The following is an 18,463-nucleotide window of genomic DNA, read 5'->3' as shown; positions in this document are numbered from 1 at the left end:
CTGTTCTCATCTATTAAGAGTTAAGCGCTTCGCTTAGTAAGGGCTTTGAATGTCGTTTAGGTCAACAAAGACACTCTTGGTTTGTGTGTAGTGGTACAAAGTTTCGATGCCGTTTTCACGACCGATACCAGACTCTTTGTAACCGCCCACTGGCATTTCAGCAGGAGAAGAACCCCATGCGTTAATCCAGCAAATACCAGCCTGCATTTGGCTGATAACGCGATGGGCGCGAGCAAAGTCTTTGGTGAAGACGCCAGCGGCCAAACCAAGTTTGGTGTCGTTAGCGCGAGCAATAACTTCGTCTTCGTCGGTGAAGCTAAGCACAGACATCACAGGGCCGAAGATTTCATCACGTACCTGTGGCATGTCGTCGGTGCAATCAGTGAAGACAGTCGGAGCAACAAAGGCGCCTTTGTCTAAGCCGTTTTCAGTGACTTGATAACCGCCGCATAACAAGGTCGCACCAGCGTCTTTCGCCGCTTGAATGTAGCCCAAGACTTTTTTCATGTGGTCTTTGGAAATCAACGCGCCGACTTGCGTGTTCATATCCATTGGATCGCCAATAATCATGGCTTCAGTACGTTCTTTTAGTTCTTTAGTGAAAGCGTCCAGCATGTCAGCGTGAACGAATACACGAGTACCGTTGGTGCAAACTTCGCCTTGTGTGTAGAAGTTGGCTAGCATCGCCGCAGAAACTGCTTGATCGACAGGCATGTCTGGGAAGATGATCATTGGCGATTTACCACCAAGTTCCATGGTTACCTGCTTCAAAGATTGCGCAGAAGCGGCCATGACTTTTTTGCCTGTTCCCACTTCACCAGTGAAAGAGACTTTGTCGATGTCTGGGTGGTTGGTGATCATTTGACCTGTACGACCGTCCCCTTGAATGACGTTGAAAACACCATCAGGCAAGCCTGCTTGGGTGTATATTTCAGCCAGTTTAAGCGCAGTAAGTGGTGTTTCTTCTGATGGTTTGAAGATCATCGCGTTACCCGCAGCCAGCGCAGGACCAGATTTCCACATAGCGATTTGAATAGGGTAGTTCCATGCGCCGATGCCAGCGCAAATACCAAGTGGCTCGCGACGAGTGTAGAAGAAGTTGCCATTGCCAAGGTCTTGGTAATCGCCTTGGATTTTATCGGTTAGGCCTGCGTAATATTCGATCACGTCAGCGCCCGTTTGAATGTCTACGCAAATGGCTTCTTGAAGTGGCTTGCCTGTGTCCAATACTTCGAGACGTGCAAGTTCTTCATTGTTTTCACGCAATAGCTCAGCGGCTTTTTTAAGGATGCGTCCGCGTTCAACAGGGCTCATTGCGGCCCACACTTTTTGACCTTGTTTTGCAGACTTAATAGCAGCATCTAGTTCAGCTTGTCCTGCGTGTTCTACTGTTGCAATCACTTCGCCTGTCGCAGGGTTGATTGTCTCAAAGTGTTCACCGCTGGTGGATGCATGGTAGCGGCCATGAATGTATTGCTGCTGATGTGCCATGATGTGCCTCTTTATGTCTGTTCAATGCTCTGTTTGGAGGGCATTGAGATATTTGAGTTTTTATTAAACGCGCGTTTAATAAAAACAATTGTACATATTTTGACTATAAATTGCAGCTTGAATCCATGAATTAGTGGTTTTGGGGCAAAAAGATGACGTTATGGTACGAAGAGTATTACTGATTGAATGTGGGAATATTGGGCATAAGACATCCCTCAAAGCAAGGCAGAGAGAGGCAAAACGTCTCGGCTTAAAGTCTAAAATCGAGACGCATTGTTTGTGGCAGTATAGAAACTAAGAAGTGCTACTACAGGCTGATGACGCCGTTGGTGTCGTAGCTGATAGGGCTTGGAACATAGGCGTCAGCCATGTCATCGTTTAGCCATTCTGTGCCGTCCAGAACATAACGAAATTGGTACGAGGTTTCGATATCCAAGTTAAGAGTCGACACAAAAATACCAGACTTCTGTTTTTTCATTGGGTTGGCTGTGCTGTCCCAATTATTAAAGTCACCAACGACAGCGACGCTTTTGGCATCACCAATCGCTTCAGCAGGTAAGGCGAATTTCACTTTGCATTCAGGTTTGGTTTTTAAATAGGTTTTCTCAATCATTTCCAGCTCCATGGTCTAACGATAGACAAATTTGTAAGGCTACTGCAAAAGCCCGAGGGTAGATGAAACGTGTTTTTTAAACGATTTTTTGAATAAGCTCTTTTATTCGTAAAGCAAAGCTTACGCCATATTTTATAACTGATTAATTCTTAAACAAAAATCTTGATTGCTTGCTTTGGGTTTTATCTGCCCCGATCCATTTTAGTGTCTAACATGATGTTAGATGCGCTATTTCAGGGCTTACAAAACTGTATGCGTTTTAAACAGTAAATTCACATTTTAGACAGTTTTCATGTCCTATACTCAAATAACACCAACAAAAATAACGAGGTGTTTTTATGGAAATTCAAACAGTCGTTCTTATCCTATTAAGTGTAATGCTGATCATTAAGATTGTTTATCTTGTTTTCTTCAAACGATCTGGGCAACAAGAAGACGACCATTCACATGGACATCACGCTCATGGTCATCATGCCCATAGTCGCCACTATCGTGGACATCACCATGATTCGCGATAGTTAGAGTTAGGGTTGATTGCCAGCGTTGTGACCTCGGTAACGTTTGTTTTTCGCTTCTTTGACTGTATTTAGGTCTACTAGGACTAAACCGTCCACGCAGTAGCCAAAGTCGGCATCGACACCAAAGTCTAAGAAGCGAACTCCGCCCGTCTCGCACAACTCACTATATTGTTTGAACAGTGTCGGTACGCTGGCGCCAAAGTGGCTGAGCTGTTCTTTGAGTATTCTAAAGTCTTCTTCATAGTCATCGCCGCTGAACATGCCTGAAATGATGTCAGAGTGCTCTGCGTTTACTTGATAAGGCGTGAATGAACGCGCCAAGTGCTCCTTGTCTGCATAATAGAGTTTGTAGAAGGAGACGATGAAATCTTTTGCCACTTGTGGGTAGCTGTTGCTTAGACTTACAGGACCAAACATGTAGCGGATTTCAGGGTGTCTGTCTAAATATGCGCCAATACCGTACCACAAATAATCTAAGCTGCGTTTGCCCCAATATTTTGGTTGAATAAAGCTGCGTCCAAGTTCAATGCCTTGTTCGAAGTAGGGCTCCATATCGCAAGAGTATTGGAACAATTCGGCGCTGTAGATACGATTTGGCGTGTCTGATTTCATATATTTAGCGACTTCGCCAATTCGATAAGCGCCAACGATTTCGAGCTCTTCTTCATCCCATAAAATCAAATGACGATAATATTGGTCGAACTTGTCTAAATCAGAGCGCTCGCCTGTGCCTTCACCGACTTTACGGAAGGCGATTTCGCGCAAACGACCAATTTCTTTCATCGTTATCGACATCGGATCGTAATCAACCAAGTAAATTTGTTTGTTGTCTTTGGTGCTGCCAAGATGCTCGGCTATTTTGAGCTCTTGTTTGATCATCTGTCTATTTTGCGGATGCTCAACGGTTTTTTCGGTTTTTAACAGTGGCTTTTTGCCTTTGGCTATACGGTACAAATGGCGTTTTACTAGTTTGTTTTTCTCTTTATCACTTAAAGGTAATTTTGCCAGTTCTTGAATCGGAATGGCTTGGCCAACTTGCATGGGGATTTTACGATTTCGTTGGCGGAACATCTCGTTAGCTAGCTGTATTGTGGAAAGCGGACGATACAAAATAGAGCTGGTGTAAAACAGCATAGAATTTCGGCCGCCAATGTGAACCGGTAACAAGGGGCTGTTGGTTTTTTGCGCTAGCTTAAGATAGTTCTGATTCCAGTGCTGATCTTTTACGCCGCTTGGCGACATTCGAGACACTTCGCCGGCAGGGAAAATAATCACCGCTTCTTCATTATGTAAGCAGCTCATAATGGCTTTCAGCTGTTGGCGTCCGGTTTTTCCACCAAGGTTATCGACAGGCAGCACCAGCTGCTTTAAACCGTCAAAGCCCATTAATAAATCATTGGCGACAATTTTCACATCTGGGCGGATTTCACCGATTAATCGAAGTAAAGCGAGACCATCTAAGGCGCCAAGAGGGTGATTGGCGATGATCATCACCCGTCCACTAGCTGGGATATTTCGACGATCAACTTGGCTCACTTGATAGCTAAAGTTGAAGTGATCCAGTACTCGATCAATAAATTCGAAGCCGACACAGCCGTTGTTTTTTTCCAGGAATTGGTTTACTTCACTTTCGTGGAATAAGCGCTTTAGCACGCTTAACGTTGGGCGAGTGATAAATGGGCTTTTATCGAAAAACTGAGGGGATTTACTGGCAATCATTTGCTCGACTTGTATCACAGTGACGCTCCGCTCTAATAAGTTTTAGATATCTTATTAATGAGAGTAGAGCGTTAATATGACAGAAGCGTGACGTTTGTATGGCGGATATATGACCTGAAATATTAATGAATACGAGATAAAAAAAAGCCCACCAAAAAGTGGGCTAAAAAGTCGCTTACTAGAGAGTTAGACAATAAACAATCTGCGACTGAGCTAGGGTGATCCCGTTACATAGAATAGTATTGGGAAAAACTTTGCTTGGTACTATGTCTATAAATGCTTACTTCATCGTTGGCATTGAGAATTCTGCACCAGCGCGAAGGCCTGTTGGCCAGCGTGCTGTGATGGTTTTCATGCGAGTGTAGAAGCGCACGCCATCTGGACCGTGCATGTGCAATGGGCCAAACAAGGAGCGTTTCCAGCCACCAAAACTATGGAATGCCATTGGCACAGGAATTGGCACATTCACGCCAACCATGCCCACTTGAACGTCTTCACAGAATTGACGAGCGGTATCGCCATCACGAGTGAAGATCGACGTGCCATTGCCATATTCGTGGGCATTGATCATATCCAATGCTTCTTGGTAACTGCTAGCACGAACAACACATAAAACAGGGCCAAAAATTTCTTCGTTATAGATGCGCATGCCTTGTTTCACATTGTCGAACAAGGTCGGTCCGACGAAGTAACCATTTTCATTGCCTGGATAGACAAAATCGCGACCATCACGAACCAAAGTTGCGCCTTCTTCCACCCCGATACCTATGTAGTCTTTGATTTTTGCGCAATGCTCTTTGGAGATAACTGGGCCCATGTGAGCCTCTTCTGGCAAGCCGACACCTGGGCCGACGCGCATTCCGTCGATTTCGATACTTAAGCTGTCGATCAAATTATCGGCAACGTCATCGCCTACACAGACAGCAACAGAAATCGCCATACAACGTTCCCCCGCTGAGCCGTATGCTGCTCCCATTAGGGAACCAACGACTTGGCTTGGATCTGCATCTGGCATGACGATCATATGGTTTTTGGCACCGCCAAGCGCTTGCACGCGTTTACCGTGAGCAGAGGCCGTTGCATAAATGTATTCAGCAATAGGTGTGGAACCGACAAAACTAACCGCTTGTACTCGTTCATCCGTTAGTAAAACGTCTACCGCTTCTTTGTCACCATTAACGATATTGAAAACGCCGTCAGGAAGACCCGCTTCAGTAAGTAACTCTGCCAAACGTAGAGGAACAGAAGGGTCTTTTTCTGATGGTTTCATCACAAAAGTGTTACCGCTGGCAATGGCAACAGGGAACATCCACATTGGAACCATGGCTGGGAAGTTGAACGGTGAAATGCCCGCACAAACGCCAAGAGGCTGCATCAAAGACATGCTGTCTACACCGCGACCAACGTTTAGGCTATGTTCGCCTTTTTGTAGGTGTGGAATGCCACAAGCAAATTCTACTACTTCGATACCACGGGTTAACTCACCTTTGGCATCGGAAAATACTTTACCGTGCTCGCTGGTGATCATCTCTGCGATTTCGTCTGCGTGTTGTTCTAACAATGCTTTAAATTTAAACATGACACGAGCACGATTAAGTGGTGTGACCTTGCTCCATGTTTTGAACGCTTCTTGTGCTGATTCAATCGCAGTGCGAGTTTCGTCGGCACTAGAAAGTGCAACACTAAGACTTTGTGCGCCAGTTGCTGGATTGTAGACTGGACCTGTACGGCCGCTTTGGCTGGCAATTTGCTGACCGTTAATGTAGTTACCTAATGTTTTCATGAGAATACCTAACGTTTGCATGTGTTTTTGTTGAGGCTAACACTATTCATCTAGCGTTAGCCTCATGAATAAAAGAGGGCGATTATTTTACGATTTCTAACCCAGATTCAGCGCATAGCGCTTTTAGGTTGTTTGCTCCAAGCGTTGCGTAAGTTAATGGGTGCGCAACGGCTGGATCTTGTTCTGCTTCTACCACTAACCAACCTGAATAGTTGCTGGCTTTAAGTTGTTTGAACAAGCTGCTGTAATCGATAAAGCCATCGCCAGGTACAGTAAATACGCCATTTAACATCGCATTCAAGAAGCTTATATCGCGGTTTTTAGCGTCTTTTAAGATCTCAGGGCGGAGATCTTTGCAATGCACGTGAATGATACGATCCGCGTGTTTTGCTTGAACTTCTAATGGATTACCGCCTGCAAAAGTCATGTGGCCCGTATCTAAAAGTAAGCCAACAGAAGGGCCGGTGTATTTCATCAACAAGTCAACTTCGTGTTGGCTTTCAATGACGGTTCCCATGTGATGGTGGTAAGCAATTTGAACGCCTTCAGATAGGCAGTAGTCTGCGACTTGAGTCAGCTTCTTACTCATTTCAGCGATCTTTTCTTCGCTGATAATAGGGCGGTGCGACAATGGGGTTTCTATTTGTCCATGGATACAGCCTGTTACTTCGCAGTACACCATGGCTTTCGCACCAAGGGATTTTAATAAGTGAAGATGAGGTTTAATGGCTTCGATCTCTTCTTCTACACTGCGAGTTAATAATTCGCCGCTGAACCAGCCTGAAACCAAGTCCAAACCATGCGCTTTTAAGATAGGGCCAAGCACTTCTGGCGTGCGAGGGAATTTTTGGCCTAATTCGAAGCCGCTAAAGCCTGCTTGTTTGCCTTCTGTCAAACAGGTTTCAAGGGAGGTTTCTGCTCCCAGTGTTGGTAGATCGTCGTTTGTCCATGTTAATGGGTTAATGCCGATTCTGACGCTCATATTATTATTCTCCGATCAGTAAATGCTAAATGATGTTGAGTGTTACAAATTTTTAAATTGGCGTTCTTTATGAGCGTCGTAGTTTTTTCTTGCTTGGCGGACTTGCTCGCGCTCAGACACTTCTGGTATAGCCACATCCCACCAATGACCGCCACCTTCTGTGACAATGGTCGGATCGGTATCGAGCGTAATTAGGTAGCTAATCGGCGATGCTTTTGCACGCTCTAGAGCTGCTTCTAGCTCGGAAATAGTACTCACTTTTTCTGAGTTCGCACCGAGTGCTTTGGCATGAGCTGCAAAGTCTGTTTTTGGTGCACCTTCTGGTGTAGTTAGGCAGTCGTCCAACATATTGTTAAAACCAGGGCCACCACAAAACTGTTGTAGGCGATGGATACAGCCAAAACCGCGGTTATCCAATACAACGGCGATGATTTTTTTCCCTAACATCACCGAAGTAGCTATTTCGGAGTTCAGCATTAAGTAAGAACCATCGCCTACCATAACGAAAACTTCGGACTCTGGACTCGCCATTTTTGCGCCTAAACCGCCAGCTAATTCATAACCCATGCAGGAATAACCGTATTCCATGTGATAGCCGCGGTTATAACGAGTACGCCACAGTTTTTGTAGTTCACCAGGCAAACCTCCTGCTGCACAAACCACCATGTCTTTTTCGCCAGCGGCACGGTTTACAGCTCCAACAACTTCGGCATCGCTTGGTAAACTCGTTCCTCGATCAGTTGTCACTTTGTCGACAACCTGTTGCCAATTAACGCGTTCTGCTTCGGCTTTTTTGATCCAAGATGGTTCTATTTTCCAACCTTGCAGAGCTTTACTTAATAGAGGAAGCGTTGATTTGGCGTCACCTACTAATGCTTGGCTCTTATGTTTGATCGCATCAAAGGAAGCCACGTTTAGGCTCACTATTTTTGCATTTGGGTTTATAAGAGAACGAGAGCCTGAGGTGAAATCCCCAAGGCGTGTGCCTACCGCAATAATAAGATCTGCATCGGCGCATAGATTATTCGTTGATGCAGCACCAGTTACACCTATGCTGCCCATGTTGTGTTTGTGGTCCCAAGGAAGCGCACCTTTGCCGGCTTGTGTTTCGCCAACTGGTAGTTGGAACTGACTGACAAATGCGTCAAATTCTTTTAATGCACTAGAATAATGAAGACCACCACCAGCAATAACGACTGGCTTTTTAGCTTGTCTAATTAGTTTTAAAGCATCATTTAGCTCATAAAAATCAGGCGTTTGGCGACGTAGACGATGGATTTTTTCATCGAATAAACTCACTGGGTAGTCGAACGCCATGGTTTGAACGTCTTGCGGTAATGCTAACGTTGCAGGGCCACATTCAATTGGATCGGTCAATACACGCATGGCTTGTGGCAATGCTGTGATTAGTTGTTCTGGACGAGTAATACGATCGAAAAATCGGCTAACTGGGCGGAAACAATCATTCGATGTGATGGTCATATCCTGAAAGCTTTCTACTTGCTGTAATACTGGGTCAGGCATGCGAGTAGCAAAAGTATCGCCAGGAAGAAATAAAACCGGAATACGGTTCACATGGGCAACAGCAGCAGCCGTTACCATGTTTACGGCACCAGGGCCCGCAGATGCAGTGCAGGCCATCATTTGTTGGCGATTTTTCGTTTTTGCATAAGCAATAGCAGCGTGTGCCATGCCTTGTTCATTGTGCGCGCGATAAGTCGGAAGTTTGTCTTTTACTTGATAAAGCGCTTCTCCAAGGCCTGCGACGTTGCCGTGACCAAAAATCCCCCATACACCTGCAAACATAGGCTGGATGCCGTTATCTGTTTCTATTTTTTGCGCCATCATGAATCGGACGACGGCTTGGGCCATGGTAAGTTTTATTGTTGTCATGTGGATTTCCTTTAAGCCTGTTTCTGTTGTGGCTGAGTGTTGTGGCGTTCTTTCCAGTAGGACACTAATTCCAAATAGTTCGATACGATGGCATCGATAAGTTGTTGGTCATCAAAACGATTGCCCAACCACGCACGGCTTGGCTCACTAAAAATAGAGCGACCAACGGCAAAGCCTTTGCAGATATTAAATCCTGCACTGTTAGCAAAACCTTCTTTTAGTTCGTTCATTGGCGCATCCAGCCCCAACATCACTACACCACGGCAGTGTTTGTCATGATGATGAATAATGTCTGTAATGGCCTGCCAGTTCGATTTAGACTGAGGTGGTAGTTTCCACCAGTCTGGGCGCACATCTAAGTGATAGAAGCGTTTGATCGAGTCAGTGAATAGACTGTCGTCGAAGTCTTTGTCGCGTGGAGGAATAATTTCCAGTAAGAGTTCGTGGCCAGAAGCACAGCAGGCTTTATACAACTCTACAACTTGACGTTCTTGAGCGGCACGCATTTCTATTTCATCTTGAGAGTGATAGAAAACAAGGCATTTTACGATGTGTTCTTTTGGCCAGCTCTTTAGACGTGAGCCAATACTGCGGCCACCTTCTAATTCGATAGGACGAGAGCTTGGCAACTCGACAGGGCGACCAATCCAAAGGCCACGACCTGTAACGGCATTTAGTGCATCTTGACCATAAGTGTCGTCGATTAATACGCCGTATTGGCTACCGCCTAGCTCGCGAGCGCCAACATCTAATGCATCAACCAATAGACGTTTGAGTCTTTTAATGCGAGAAGGATCTGCACCTTCTTCACGAGCCATATCAAAGAGTTGTTTACGATGATCAAAGGCAAAAATACATAGATCTTGCCAGTCGTAAGGTAATCGTTCTGTGGTGACACGATGTAAATGATTTAGTTCACGATCTAAATCTGGGCGTTTAATTTGTGCTGCACGAGCTATGTAATTATCTAATTCTTCTGCACTTGGAATCGCTGGAGCACAACCATGGCGAGATACAACCAAAGCGCCACATGCATTTGCATAAGTGCAAGATTGCTCTGCTGACTCGCCTCGAATCCAGCCTCGCAAGAAACCACTCATGAAAGCATCGCCAGCACCAAGCACGTTGAGTACATCTACGCGAACGCCAACATGCAGTTCAAATTCATCCATAGAGTCAGGGATTGTACCTTCAAGTACTGTACAGCCTTGAGAACCAAGTTTAAGTACGATAGTGGCACTACTTAGCTCACGGATCTTTTTCAGGGCCGTGATAGTGTCTGTGCTGCCACCTGCAATATGAACTTCTTCTTCTGTCCCAACGATAAGATCAAAATCAGCCAAAATACTTTGTAAGTGAGCAGAGACTTTTTCATTGGAAATAAAACGTGTTTCGCCATCGCCAGGGCTGGTTAATCCCCAAAGAACTGGACGGTAGTCGATGTCCAAAGCGCATTTTGTGCCCGCTTGTTTAGCGTAGGCAATAGCTTGTTTACTGGTTTCGTAAGTGCTTTCTGTAGAGAAGTGAGTGCCAGTAATAACAAGCGCTTTTGCTGAGCCAATAAAATCAGCGTCAAAGTCGTCTTTACTGACGGCCATGTCGGCACAATCATTGCGGTAGAAAATTAATGGAAAAGTGTCTTGGTCTTTAATGCCGAGTACTACCAAGGCCGTTAAGCGCTCTGGATCAGTAATAACGTGGCTGGTATCGACACCGGCGCGGGCTAATTCTTCTTTTACGAAGCGCCCCATGTGCTCATTACCAACGCGCGTTAACATAGCACTTTTTAAGCCAAGACGCGCTGTACCAAATGCCATGTTGCCTGATGAGCCACCAAGGTATTTTGCAAAACTGCTAACGTCTTCTAAACGGCTGCCTATTTGCTCTGAATACATATCGACTGCTGCGCGTCCAAGACAAATAAGATCTAACGTTTTATCTTTGAGCATGGTTCTTCATCTCCCATATCAGCCGAAATGACAACAAGGTGAATTAGTACTTTGTCGAAAATGAAGTGGCTGTTTTTTTTATTGTTAAATATATCTGAGATGATATTAGAATATATATTCCATATTTTCAATAGATTAGAATGAAATATTCGATATTGATTTTAATATATAAAAGCTGTTTAAAAACAAATGCTTGGGTGTTTTATTTGGTGTTTTTATCGCCTTTTCATGCCAGCGAAATGAAACAAATATTTTAATTTTTTCAAAAAAAAACGTTTTTTATGTTTTAAGCGGCAAATCTATATCTTGTTAGGTGTGTGAACTCGGTTGCTTCCAATAAAATGTATAACGACCAAATGAACGCTACTGGTCATTTATTAATTTGGAAATAATAAAAGAATCCCACCTTAATCTAACTTAAGGCGGGATTTGCGTATCATGTTTAACTGTAAAATACCGGGCGATCTGGCAAGTTGATTGGTTCGATTAAGCCACTTTCTTGTGCTTTCACACAGGCATCGCCAGATACCGCAGCCGCTAGGCCATTCCATGATGACGGACCGGTTAATTTGCCAGCTTGCACGCCATTAATGAAGTCTTGCAGTTCAACATCATAGGATTCTATAAAGCGGTCTTTCCAATCAGTTAGGATGGATTGTCCTAAGTTGGCGTTTTTACGCATGGTAAGAGCTTGAGGTTCAGGCAAATTCGCGACACCTTCTTCACCCACTACTGAACATTGGATGTCGTAGCCGTATTGGCAATTGACGAACACTTCCACGTCTATACGAGTGCCTTTCTTCGTTTCCAGCATGACGATTTGTGGATCGGCAACTTTGCTGTGAGCGTATTTTGATTTACGAGGGAAAACGACTTGTGCAGATACATATTCGTCATCTAGTAACCAGCGGAATACGTCCAATTCGTGGATAAGCGTGTCATGAATAGCCATTGGTGTAATGTACATTTCTGGTACGCTTGGGTTGCGGTGTGCCGCGTGAATCATTAATGGTTCACCAATAGCACCTGAGTCAATGGCTTCTTTTAGCATTTTGTAGCCAGAGTCGTAGGGGCGCATGAAGCCAACTTGTACAAGGCGTTTTCCTGCGGCCATTTCTGCGTCCACTATGTTCTGACAGCCTTGAGCTGTAGTTGCTAGTGGTTTTTCGCAGAATACATATTTACCGGCTTTGATGGCTGCTAGAACATATTCTTCATGAGTGCCGCCCCAAGATGTTACGAGGACAGCATCTACTCCGCTCTTTTCAATCAGCTCATGACCATCTTTATAAATAGTCGCCTTGAGGCCTAATGATTGTTTTACTTTTTCTGCCTGTTCTTGGTTTACATCCGTCAGAGCAATGACTTCTGCACCAGTTAATGTATTTGTGATGCGTCGAGTGTGGTCTGCGCCGATAGCGCCCGTGCCAATTACGCCAATTTTAAGTGTCATGTTGGTTTCCTTTTCATTATTTTTGTTGTTGGTTGTCGTCAATAAATGGTTGTTATTTCCAGTATTTGTCGACATAGCGTTGGATTTCATCACGCATGAAGCGCGATGACTGTTCAGCTCTTTCATCCCATGCAAAGACGCAGCTGGATAGCACGCCATTAAAGCCAATTTCATGCAGGGTTTTAAAGAATATGTCCCAATCTATTTCGCCTTCTCCTATGTCTAAATGCTGGTGGACGCGAGCATTAGAGCCAGGTGGGTTGACGATATAACGTAGCTGTGACGAACCTTTATGGTTGTAGGTGTCTGCTACTCGTGCATGCTGCAAAACACCTTTGGTGGCGCGAATTGTCTCGGCTAAATCATCCCCATAGTAGAAAGAATGGGGCGCGATATAAGAGCACTGAACCGCCGACGAATTAATGGTTTTGATGATATCGATAGCAGGCGCCATCTCTTCCACCCAATCTTCTGGGTGCGGCTCTACACACAAGGTTAAGCCTTCCTTTTCAAGTAACGGAACCAAGACATCCATTGATCGCCAAAAGGCATTTTCGCAGGCTTCTGGTGTATGAATGCCTTGGCGATCAGCATTGGAACGTTCTGGCGAACCGCCTCGACCAAACTCGGAAATAAGCAATGGATTATCCAGCTCGACAGCGATCTCAATCGTTCGCTTCCAGTTGTCCATGGCCATTTTCCATTCGTCTTCGTATGGACTAGACCAACGATACATGGGCTGGATAGTGGACAATGAAACGTCGTGATCTTTCATGGCTTTTTTAAAGCTTTGCAAGCGCTCAGGGTAAACGCGAGGACGAGTCCACCATTGTAAAAAGTCAGCTCGCGGTGACAATTCAATGTGATCGTAGCCCATTTCTTTAGTGGCTCGGCACAGCGCCTCTAAAGAAAGGTGGCGGTGCATGTAGGGATCGAGTGCAATTTTCATAATAATAAAAACCTATTATTTATTTTTATAGAATGAATTCGGTCAGTGATTATTGAGCTAATGATTGGTTCACAAAATCAATGCTGTCTTGAACCGCTTGTTTTGGGTTTGGAAGATCCCACACTTTTTTAGAGAAAGGTTCGAATGACACTGGGCCTGAATAACCTGCTGCCAGTAAAGTACGGAGCTGCTCGACATTATCTAGTCGATCATTTGGGCCAACTAAAACACGGTCGCCATCAAGCATGTCATTAAAGGTGATATTGTCTTCTAAGCCGGAAATGTGAATTAGGCCTGTACGTTCTGGAAAAAACTCATCTTCCCCAGCTCCTTTATGGTGGAATGTGTCGTGAACTAGAGAGAATCTATCTTGCTGGCCAATCGCATCAATGGCTTCTATAGCCACGCGTTTAGAACGAAGTGAAGAAATTGGGAAGCCTAATGGTTCTACGAAACCCTTAAGATCATATTCTTCTAAAATTTTTGCGAGTTCTGAAAGCGCATATTTGAGGTCTTCGAAACTTACCTCATTGCCATCATTTAAAGGGCAAACCACTAATCCTTCTGCCTTGGCAGCTTTTGCAAGTTCCGCCATGTCTCTGGCTTGTTGGGCACGTTCATCATTCCAAACATTAAACGGGTAAAGGGCATTTATCGACAGAACTTTGATATTGAGCTCATCAGCCAACTTTCCAGCCATCTTTGCAGTCGCTAAGTCTGTTAAGCTGTTCTCGCCAACATCGTTCCTAAATTCAACTGTTTTTGCATTAAGTTGAGACGAAAGAGTTAGAAAATCTTTCAAGGAATAGGATGGGCAAACCATATGGTTTAAACCGAATTTCGGTAATGTAGACATGTTTTTATACCTTTAATGTGTACCTTGTATTTCTTCTTAAATTGCAAAGCAAGCAATACAAAAGTGCGGTTTTAGAATTATTTTTGCCTTGGCATAGTACTGCTGGTGAAAAAAAACCGTCAATCAAGAATGTTGTGATTAACTCATAAACTATCAAATCACATCATTTTTGGGGAATTATGAATCTCTATGAAATCGTAATTTTAGGCTTGACAAAATAAGTCTCATCAAGCAAATTGGAATGTATATTCCATATGTGTTTATCCATGGAATATATATATTCGAATTGAACGTGTTACCGATGAGACGTTCAATTCGATTGTTTAGAAGAAAGGGATCTCTATATGTGCTGAGTTGTCCATCTCCTAAACGCGCTTTACCGGAAAAAATAAAAACAATTAGAGCGTATAAACGCTTATTTTCGAGGAAATCGCACAATGAAAAAATTAATTCTTACAGCTATAGCTTCTTCAGTTATCGCAACTTCTGTTTCGGCAGCCGATCTAAAGATAGGCGTATCTATGGCTCTTTTTGATGACAATTTCTTAACGAGTCTGCGAAATGGTATTCAAGCCGGCGCAAAAGAGAACGGAGTAGATGTTCAGATTGAGGATGCTAAGAATGGCGTTGGCAATCAGTTAAACCAAATTCAGAACTTTATTGCATCAGGTGTAGACGCGATTATCGTTAACCCTGTTGATACTGATGCTACGACGTCTATTTCTGATGACGCGCAAGCTGCTGGTATTCCCCTTATTTATGTGAATCGTCAACCGATAAATGTCGATTTACTACCAGACAATCAGGCTTTTGTTGCTTCTGATGAGAGAGTGTCAGGGACGCTACAAACACAAGAGGTGTGCCGCCTACTCGGAGGCAAAGGTAACGTTGTGGTTATGATGGGAGAGTTAACAAACCAAGCAGCGTTACAACGAACACAAGATATTCATGATGTTTTAGAAACCAAAGAGTGTTCAGGCATTAAAGTAGTTGAGCAGCAAACGGCTGAGTGGTCTCGTACTGAAGGCAATGATTTGATGACCAACTGGATCGCAGCAGGTATTCAGTTTGACGCCGTTATTGCTAACAATGATGAAATGGCTATTGGTGCTATTCAAGCTTTAAAAGCATCTGGTCGGTCAATGGATGATGTTGTCATTGCAGGTATTGATGCAACGACAGATGCATTGGCAGCGATGAAAGCTGGGGAACTTGATGTAACGGTTTTCCAGAGTGCGGAAGGTCAAGGTCGAGGCTCTGTTGATGCCGCGATGAAATTGGCAAAAGGTCAAAGTGTTGACCAAAAAGTTTGGGTTCCATTTGAATTGGTAACACCAGAAAACCTTCATAACTATTTGAAATAATAGTTAAAGGTTAAAAAACTAGAAATCCATTAAATTAAAATAAAAATTGGAGGGATTGCGTTATGAATAGCGCAGCAGTTGAGGAAGCAGTGCCTGTTAATGGCGCAATTCCCCGAGAACAATCGTTCGAATATGTTTTAGAAGTTGACCATGTACGCAAGGAATTTCCTGGTGTGCTGGCATTAGATGATGTGATGTTAAAAGTTCGCCCAGGGAGTGTACATGCACTTATGGGAGAAAACGGAGCTGGCAAATCAACTCTAATGAAAGTTATTGCTGGTATTTATCAGCCTGATAGCGGTGAAATTAGATTGAGAGGCGAGACTATTACTTTAGAGACGCCACTAAAAGCTCAGGAATCTGGTATCGCCATGATTCATCAAGAGCTACTGCTGATGAACCAGATGACTGTCGCTGAAAATATTTGGATACGACGCGAGCCAACCAATTCTTTTGGTTTCATCGACCATTCTGAAATGCACAGAATGACAGAGGAGCTATTTGAGCGTCTAAACATTCAACTTGATCCTGAAGCTGAAATCAGCACGCTATCGGTAGCTAACCGTCAAATGGTTGAAATAGCCAAAGCCGTGTCGTTTAACTCAGATGTTTTGATTATGGATGAACCAACTTCGGCGATTACCGAAACGGAAGTGGCTCACCTTTTTGATATTATTCGCAGTCTGCGTAAACAGGGCATTGGTATTGTTTATATTACTCATAAAATGAACGAGCTGTTTGAAATTGCAGACGAGTTTTCGGTTTTCCGTGATGGAAAATACATTGGAACACATGCATCTAGTGATGTGACGCGTGATGACATCATTCAAATGATGGTTGGTCGTAGTGTTGATCAGATGTTTCCAAAAGAAGAAGTTGAGTTGGGCGATGTCTTGTTATCTGTAAAAAACCTAACATTAGAAGGTGTTTTTCACGATGTTTCGTTTGACGTTAGAGCGGGTGAGATTTTGGGTTTTGCAGGTCTTGTTGGTTCTGGACGCTCAAACGTCGCGGAAGCTATTTTCGGCGTGACACCAGCAGATTCAGGTACGGTTTGGATTAATGGCGAAGAAGTTCATATCAAAAATCCAAACGATGCCATTATGCAAGGTATGGCTTTTTTAACCGAAGATCGTAAAGAAACCGGTTGTTTTCTTTCCTTAGATATCCAAGAGAATATTCAATCTGCCGTTTTGCATGAAAATTTTGTTAATAGCGGTGGCTTTGTCGATCAAGCTAAATTGAATGAAGAATCCGAAGAGTTATGCCGAAAATTACGAGTTAAAACTCCAAATATGGAAGAGTCCATTGAGAACCTTTCAGGTGGTAACCAACAAAAAGTATTAATAGGTCGTTGGTTGCTTACCCATCCGCGCATTTTAATTTTGGATGAGCCGACACGAGGTATTGATGTTGGAGCTAAGTCCGAAATTCACACATTAGTTACACAGCTCGCTCATAAAGGCGTTGCCGTTATTATGATTTCTTCCGAGTTACCTGAAGTGCTGGGCATGAGCGATAGAGTACTTGTTATGCACGAAGGGCATGTTACTGGAATCTTGGACCGTTCTGAAGCAGACCAAGTATCTGTAATGAATTTGGCCGCACAATAGTATAAAAAATTAGAAAAATAAGAGGTTTTTTTATGACTACGTTAAATGACACCATTAAAACGGCTAAAGATAGTCAGGGAGCCAAGAAAACAAAAAGAATTCCTCCTGAGGTGAGTATTCTTCTTGTTTTAGTAGGTATTTCTATTATGTTTGAAATACTTGGCTGGATGTTTATTGGTCAAAGCTTTTTGATGAACATGAGTCGTCTACAGATTATTGTTTTGCAAGTGTCCGTGATTGGGATTATCGCCATTGGGGTGACCATGGTTATCATAACCGGAGGGATAGATTTATCCTCTGGGTCTGTTGTGGCGATGTCCGCAATGATTGCGGCAACCTTTGCTCAGTCAAGTAATTGGCCTAAAGTACTGTCTCCTGCTTTGACCGATTTACCATTTTTTGTCCCCATTCTTGTTGGTCTTGCTGTCGGTGCTATGGCTGGTTTTGTGAATGGTTGGTTAATTACGAAGACGAAAATACCACCATTTATTGCAACGTTAGGGATGATGGTTTCGGCGCGTGGTGTGGCTCGTTGGTACACTGATGGTAGTCCTGTATCAGGTTTCACAAAAGAATTTGCTATGCTGGGTAATGCCTTAGATCGTTGGATGCCAGTTGTTATCTTCATCGTTGTCGCGATTATCTTTCACATCGTTATGCGCTACACACGATTCGGTAAGTTCACCTATGCAATTGGTGCAAACCCTCAGGCTGCACGTGTCTCTGGTATCAATATTGATCGTCATTTAATCAAGGTATATACCATCGCTGGGTTGCTTGTTGGTTTAGCTGCAATGGTTGCAATTGCACGTATTAAAACAGCTCAAGCTGGTATGGGCTTGATGTATGAGTTAGATGCGATTGCCGCTGCTGTTATCGGTGGTGTTTCTCTCTCTGGTGGTCGAGGCCGTATTGCAGGAACGGTAATTGGTGCCCTGATTCTGGGTGTGATGTTGTCTGGTTTTACTTTCCTACGAATCGATGCTTATTACCAAGACATTATCAAAGGCGCGATTATCGTTGTAGCGGTTGTTATTGACCAACAACGTCAGAACAAGCGTAAGAAGACTACATAGCGTTACCTACTGTCTCTGTCGGGGATCTAAACTCCCTATTGCAGCTCTTTGTTATACATCGAGCTGCTTTTTTATGCGTGGATTTTAAGTTGCTGGGACTGTTTAGGTAAGGTTAGGCTGTTGTTTTGATAAGATCTGGATGTGGAAATGATTTCAAGTCCACATTCAAGCTGAGAGGGGATGAACAGAGAGGATTAAGAGAAG

Annotated in this window: 13 protein-coding genes; 3 read left to right on the top strand and 10 right to left on the bottom strand. The window is 43.8% G+C overall.

What is annotated here, in order from left to right; genetic code table 11:
• Nucleotides 1–33 precede the first annotated feature (33 nt).
• The 10 genes from betB to CYL31_RS19315 form a co-directional block, all read right to left on the bottom strand.
• Nucleotides 34–1,491 (bottom strand): betaine-aldehyde dehydrogenase, encoded by a 1,458-nt coding sequence (betB, locus tag CYL31_RS19360; protein WP_212916771.1) that lies wholly within the window; start codon nucleotides 1,489–1,491, stop codon nucleotides 34–36.
• Nucleotides 1,492–1,798: 307 nt separating this feature from the next.
• The gene (locus CYL31_RS19355; protein WP_212916770.1) at nucleotides 1,799–2,104 is read right to left on the bottom strand and encodes an isoamylase early set domain-containing protein; all 306 of its coding nucleotides are present in this window, start codon (nucleotides 2,102–2,104) and stop codon (nucleotides 1,799–1,801) included.
• 524 nt (nucleotides 2,105–2,628) lie between these two features.
• Nucleotides 2,629–4,359 (bottom strand): bifunctional ornithine lipid synthase OlsF, encoded by a 1,731-nt coding sequence (gene olsF / locus CYL31_RS19350; RefSeq protein WP_212916769.1) that lies wholly within the window; start codon nucleotides 4,357–4,359, stop codon nucleotides 2,629–2,631.
• A 262-nt stretch (nucleotides 4,360–4,621) separates the two neighbouring features.
• Nucleotides 4,622–6,124, bottom strand: a complete 1,503-nt coding sequence (locus tag CYL31_RS19345) for a CoA-acylating methylmalonate-semialdehyde dehydrogenase (RefSeq protein ID WP_212916768.1) — start codon at nucleotides 6,122–6,124, stop codon at nucleotides 4,622–4,624.
• An 82-nt stretch (nucleotides 6,125–6,206) separates the two neighbouring features.
• Nucleotides 6,207–7,106 carry a myo-inosose-2 dehydratase gene (gene iolE, locus CYL31_RS19340; protein ID WP_212916767.1) on the bottom strand — a complete coding sequence of 300 codons (900 nt, stop codon included), beginning with the start codon at nucleotides 7,104–7,106 and terminating at the stop codon, nucleotides 6,207–6,209.
• A 42-nt stretch (nucleotides 7,107–7,148) separates the two neighbouring features.
• Nucleotides 7,149–8,999, bottom strand: coding sequence for a 3D-(3,5/4)-trihydroxycyclohexane-1,2-dione acylhydrolase (decyclizing) (gene iolD / locus CYL31_RS19335; protein WP_212916766.1), 1,851 nt, complete (start codon nucleotides 8,997–8,999; stop codon nucleotides 7,149–7,151).
• A gap of 11 nt (nucleotides 9,000–9,010) precedes the next feature.
• On the bottom strand, nucleotides 9,011–10,948 hold the full coding sequence (locus CYL31_RS19330) for a bifunctional 5-dehydro-2-deoxygluconokinase/5-dehydro-2-deoxyphosphogluconate aldolase (RefSeq protein ID WP_212916765.1): 1,938 nt from the start codon (nucleotides 10,946–10,948) through the stop codon (nucleotides 9,011–9,013).
• 442 nt (nucleotides 10,949–11,390) lie between these two features.
• Nucleotides 11,391–12,401: a bifunctional inositol 2-dehydrogenase/D-chiro-inositol 1-dehydrogenase gene (iolG, locus tag CYL31_RS19325; RefSeq protein ID WP_212916764.1), complete on the bottom strand. Its 1,011-nt coding sequence runs from the start codon at nucleotides 12,399–12,401 to the stop codon at nucleotides 11,391–11,393.
• Nucleotides 12,402–12,453: 52 nt separating this feature from the next.
• On the bottom strand, nucleotides 12,454–13,350 hold the full coding sequence (locus CYL31_RS19320) for a sugar phosphate isomerase/epimerase family protein (RefSeq protein ID WP_212916763.1): 897 nt from the start codon (nucleotides 13,348–13,350) through the stop codon (nucleotides 12,454–12,456).
• Nucleotides 13,351–13,399: 49 nt separating this feature from the next.
• Nucleotides 13,400–14,206: a TIM barrel protein gene (locus CYL31_RS19315; protein WP_212916762.1), complete on the bottom strand. Its 807-nt coding sequence runs from the start codon at nucleotides 14,204–14,206 to the stop codon at nucleotides 13,400–13,402.
• A 437-nt stretch (nucleotides 14,207–14,643) separates the two neighbouring features.
• Here CYL31_RS19315 and CYL31_RS19310 point away from each other — a divergent pair, with 437 nt between their 5' ends.
• The 3 genes from CYL31_RS19310 to CYL31_RS19300 all read left to right on the top strand — a co-directional run bounded on the left by CYL31_RS19310 (nucleotide 14,644) and on the right by CYL31_RS19300 (nucleotide 18,259).
• A complete protein-coding gene (locus tag CYL31_RS19310; protein ID WP_212916761.1) occupies nucleotides 14,644–15,570 on the top strand; it encodes a sugar ABC transporter substrate-binding protein in 927 nt (308 codons plus the stop codon).
• Nucleotides 15,571–15,632: 62 nt separating this feature from the next.
• Nucleotides 15,633–17,183, top strand: a complete 1,551-nt coding sequence (locus tag CYL31_RS19305) for a sugar ABC transporter ATP-binding protein (RefSeq protein WP_212916760.1) — start codon at nucleotides 15,633–15,635, stop codon at nucleotides 17,181–17,183.
• 32 nt (nucleotides 17,184–17,215) lie between these two features.
• Entirely contained in the window at nucleotides 17,216–18,259 is a 1,044-nt protein-coding gene (locus CYL31_RS19300; protein ID WP_212916759.1) for an ABC transporter permease, read from the top strand.
• Nucleotides 18,260–18,463 lie beyond the last annotated feature (204 nt).

The organism is Marinomonas sp. A3A (assembly GCF_018336955.1).
GTDB classification, from domain to species: domain Bacteria; phylum Pseudomonadota; class Gammaproteobacteria; order Pseudomonadales; family Marinomonadaceae; genus Marinomonas; species Marinomonas lutimaris.
Note: the sequence above shows the minus strand (reverse complement) of the source record. Positions and strands in the feature narration are given on the sequence as shown.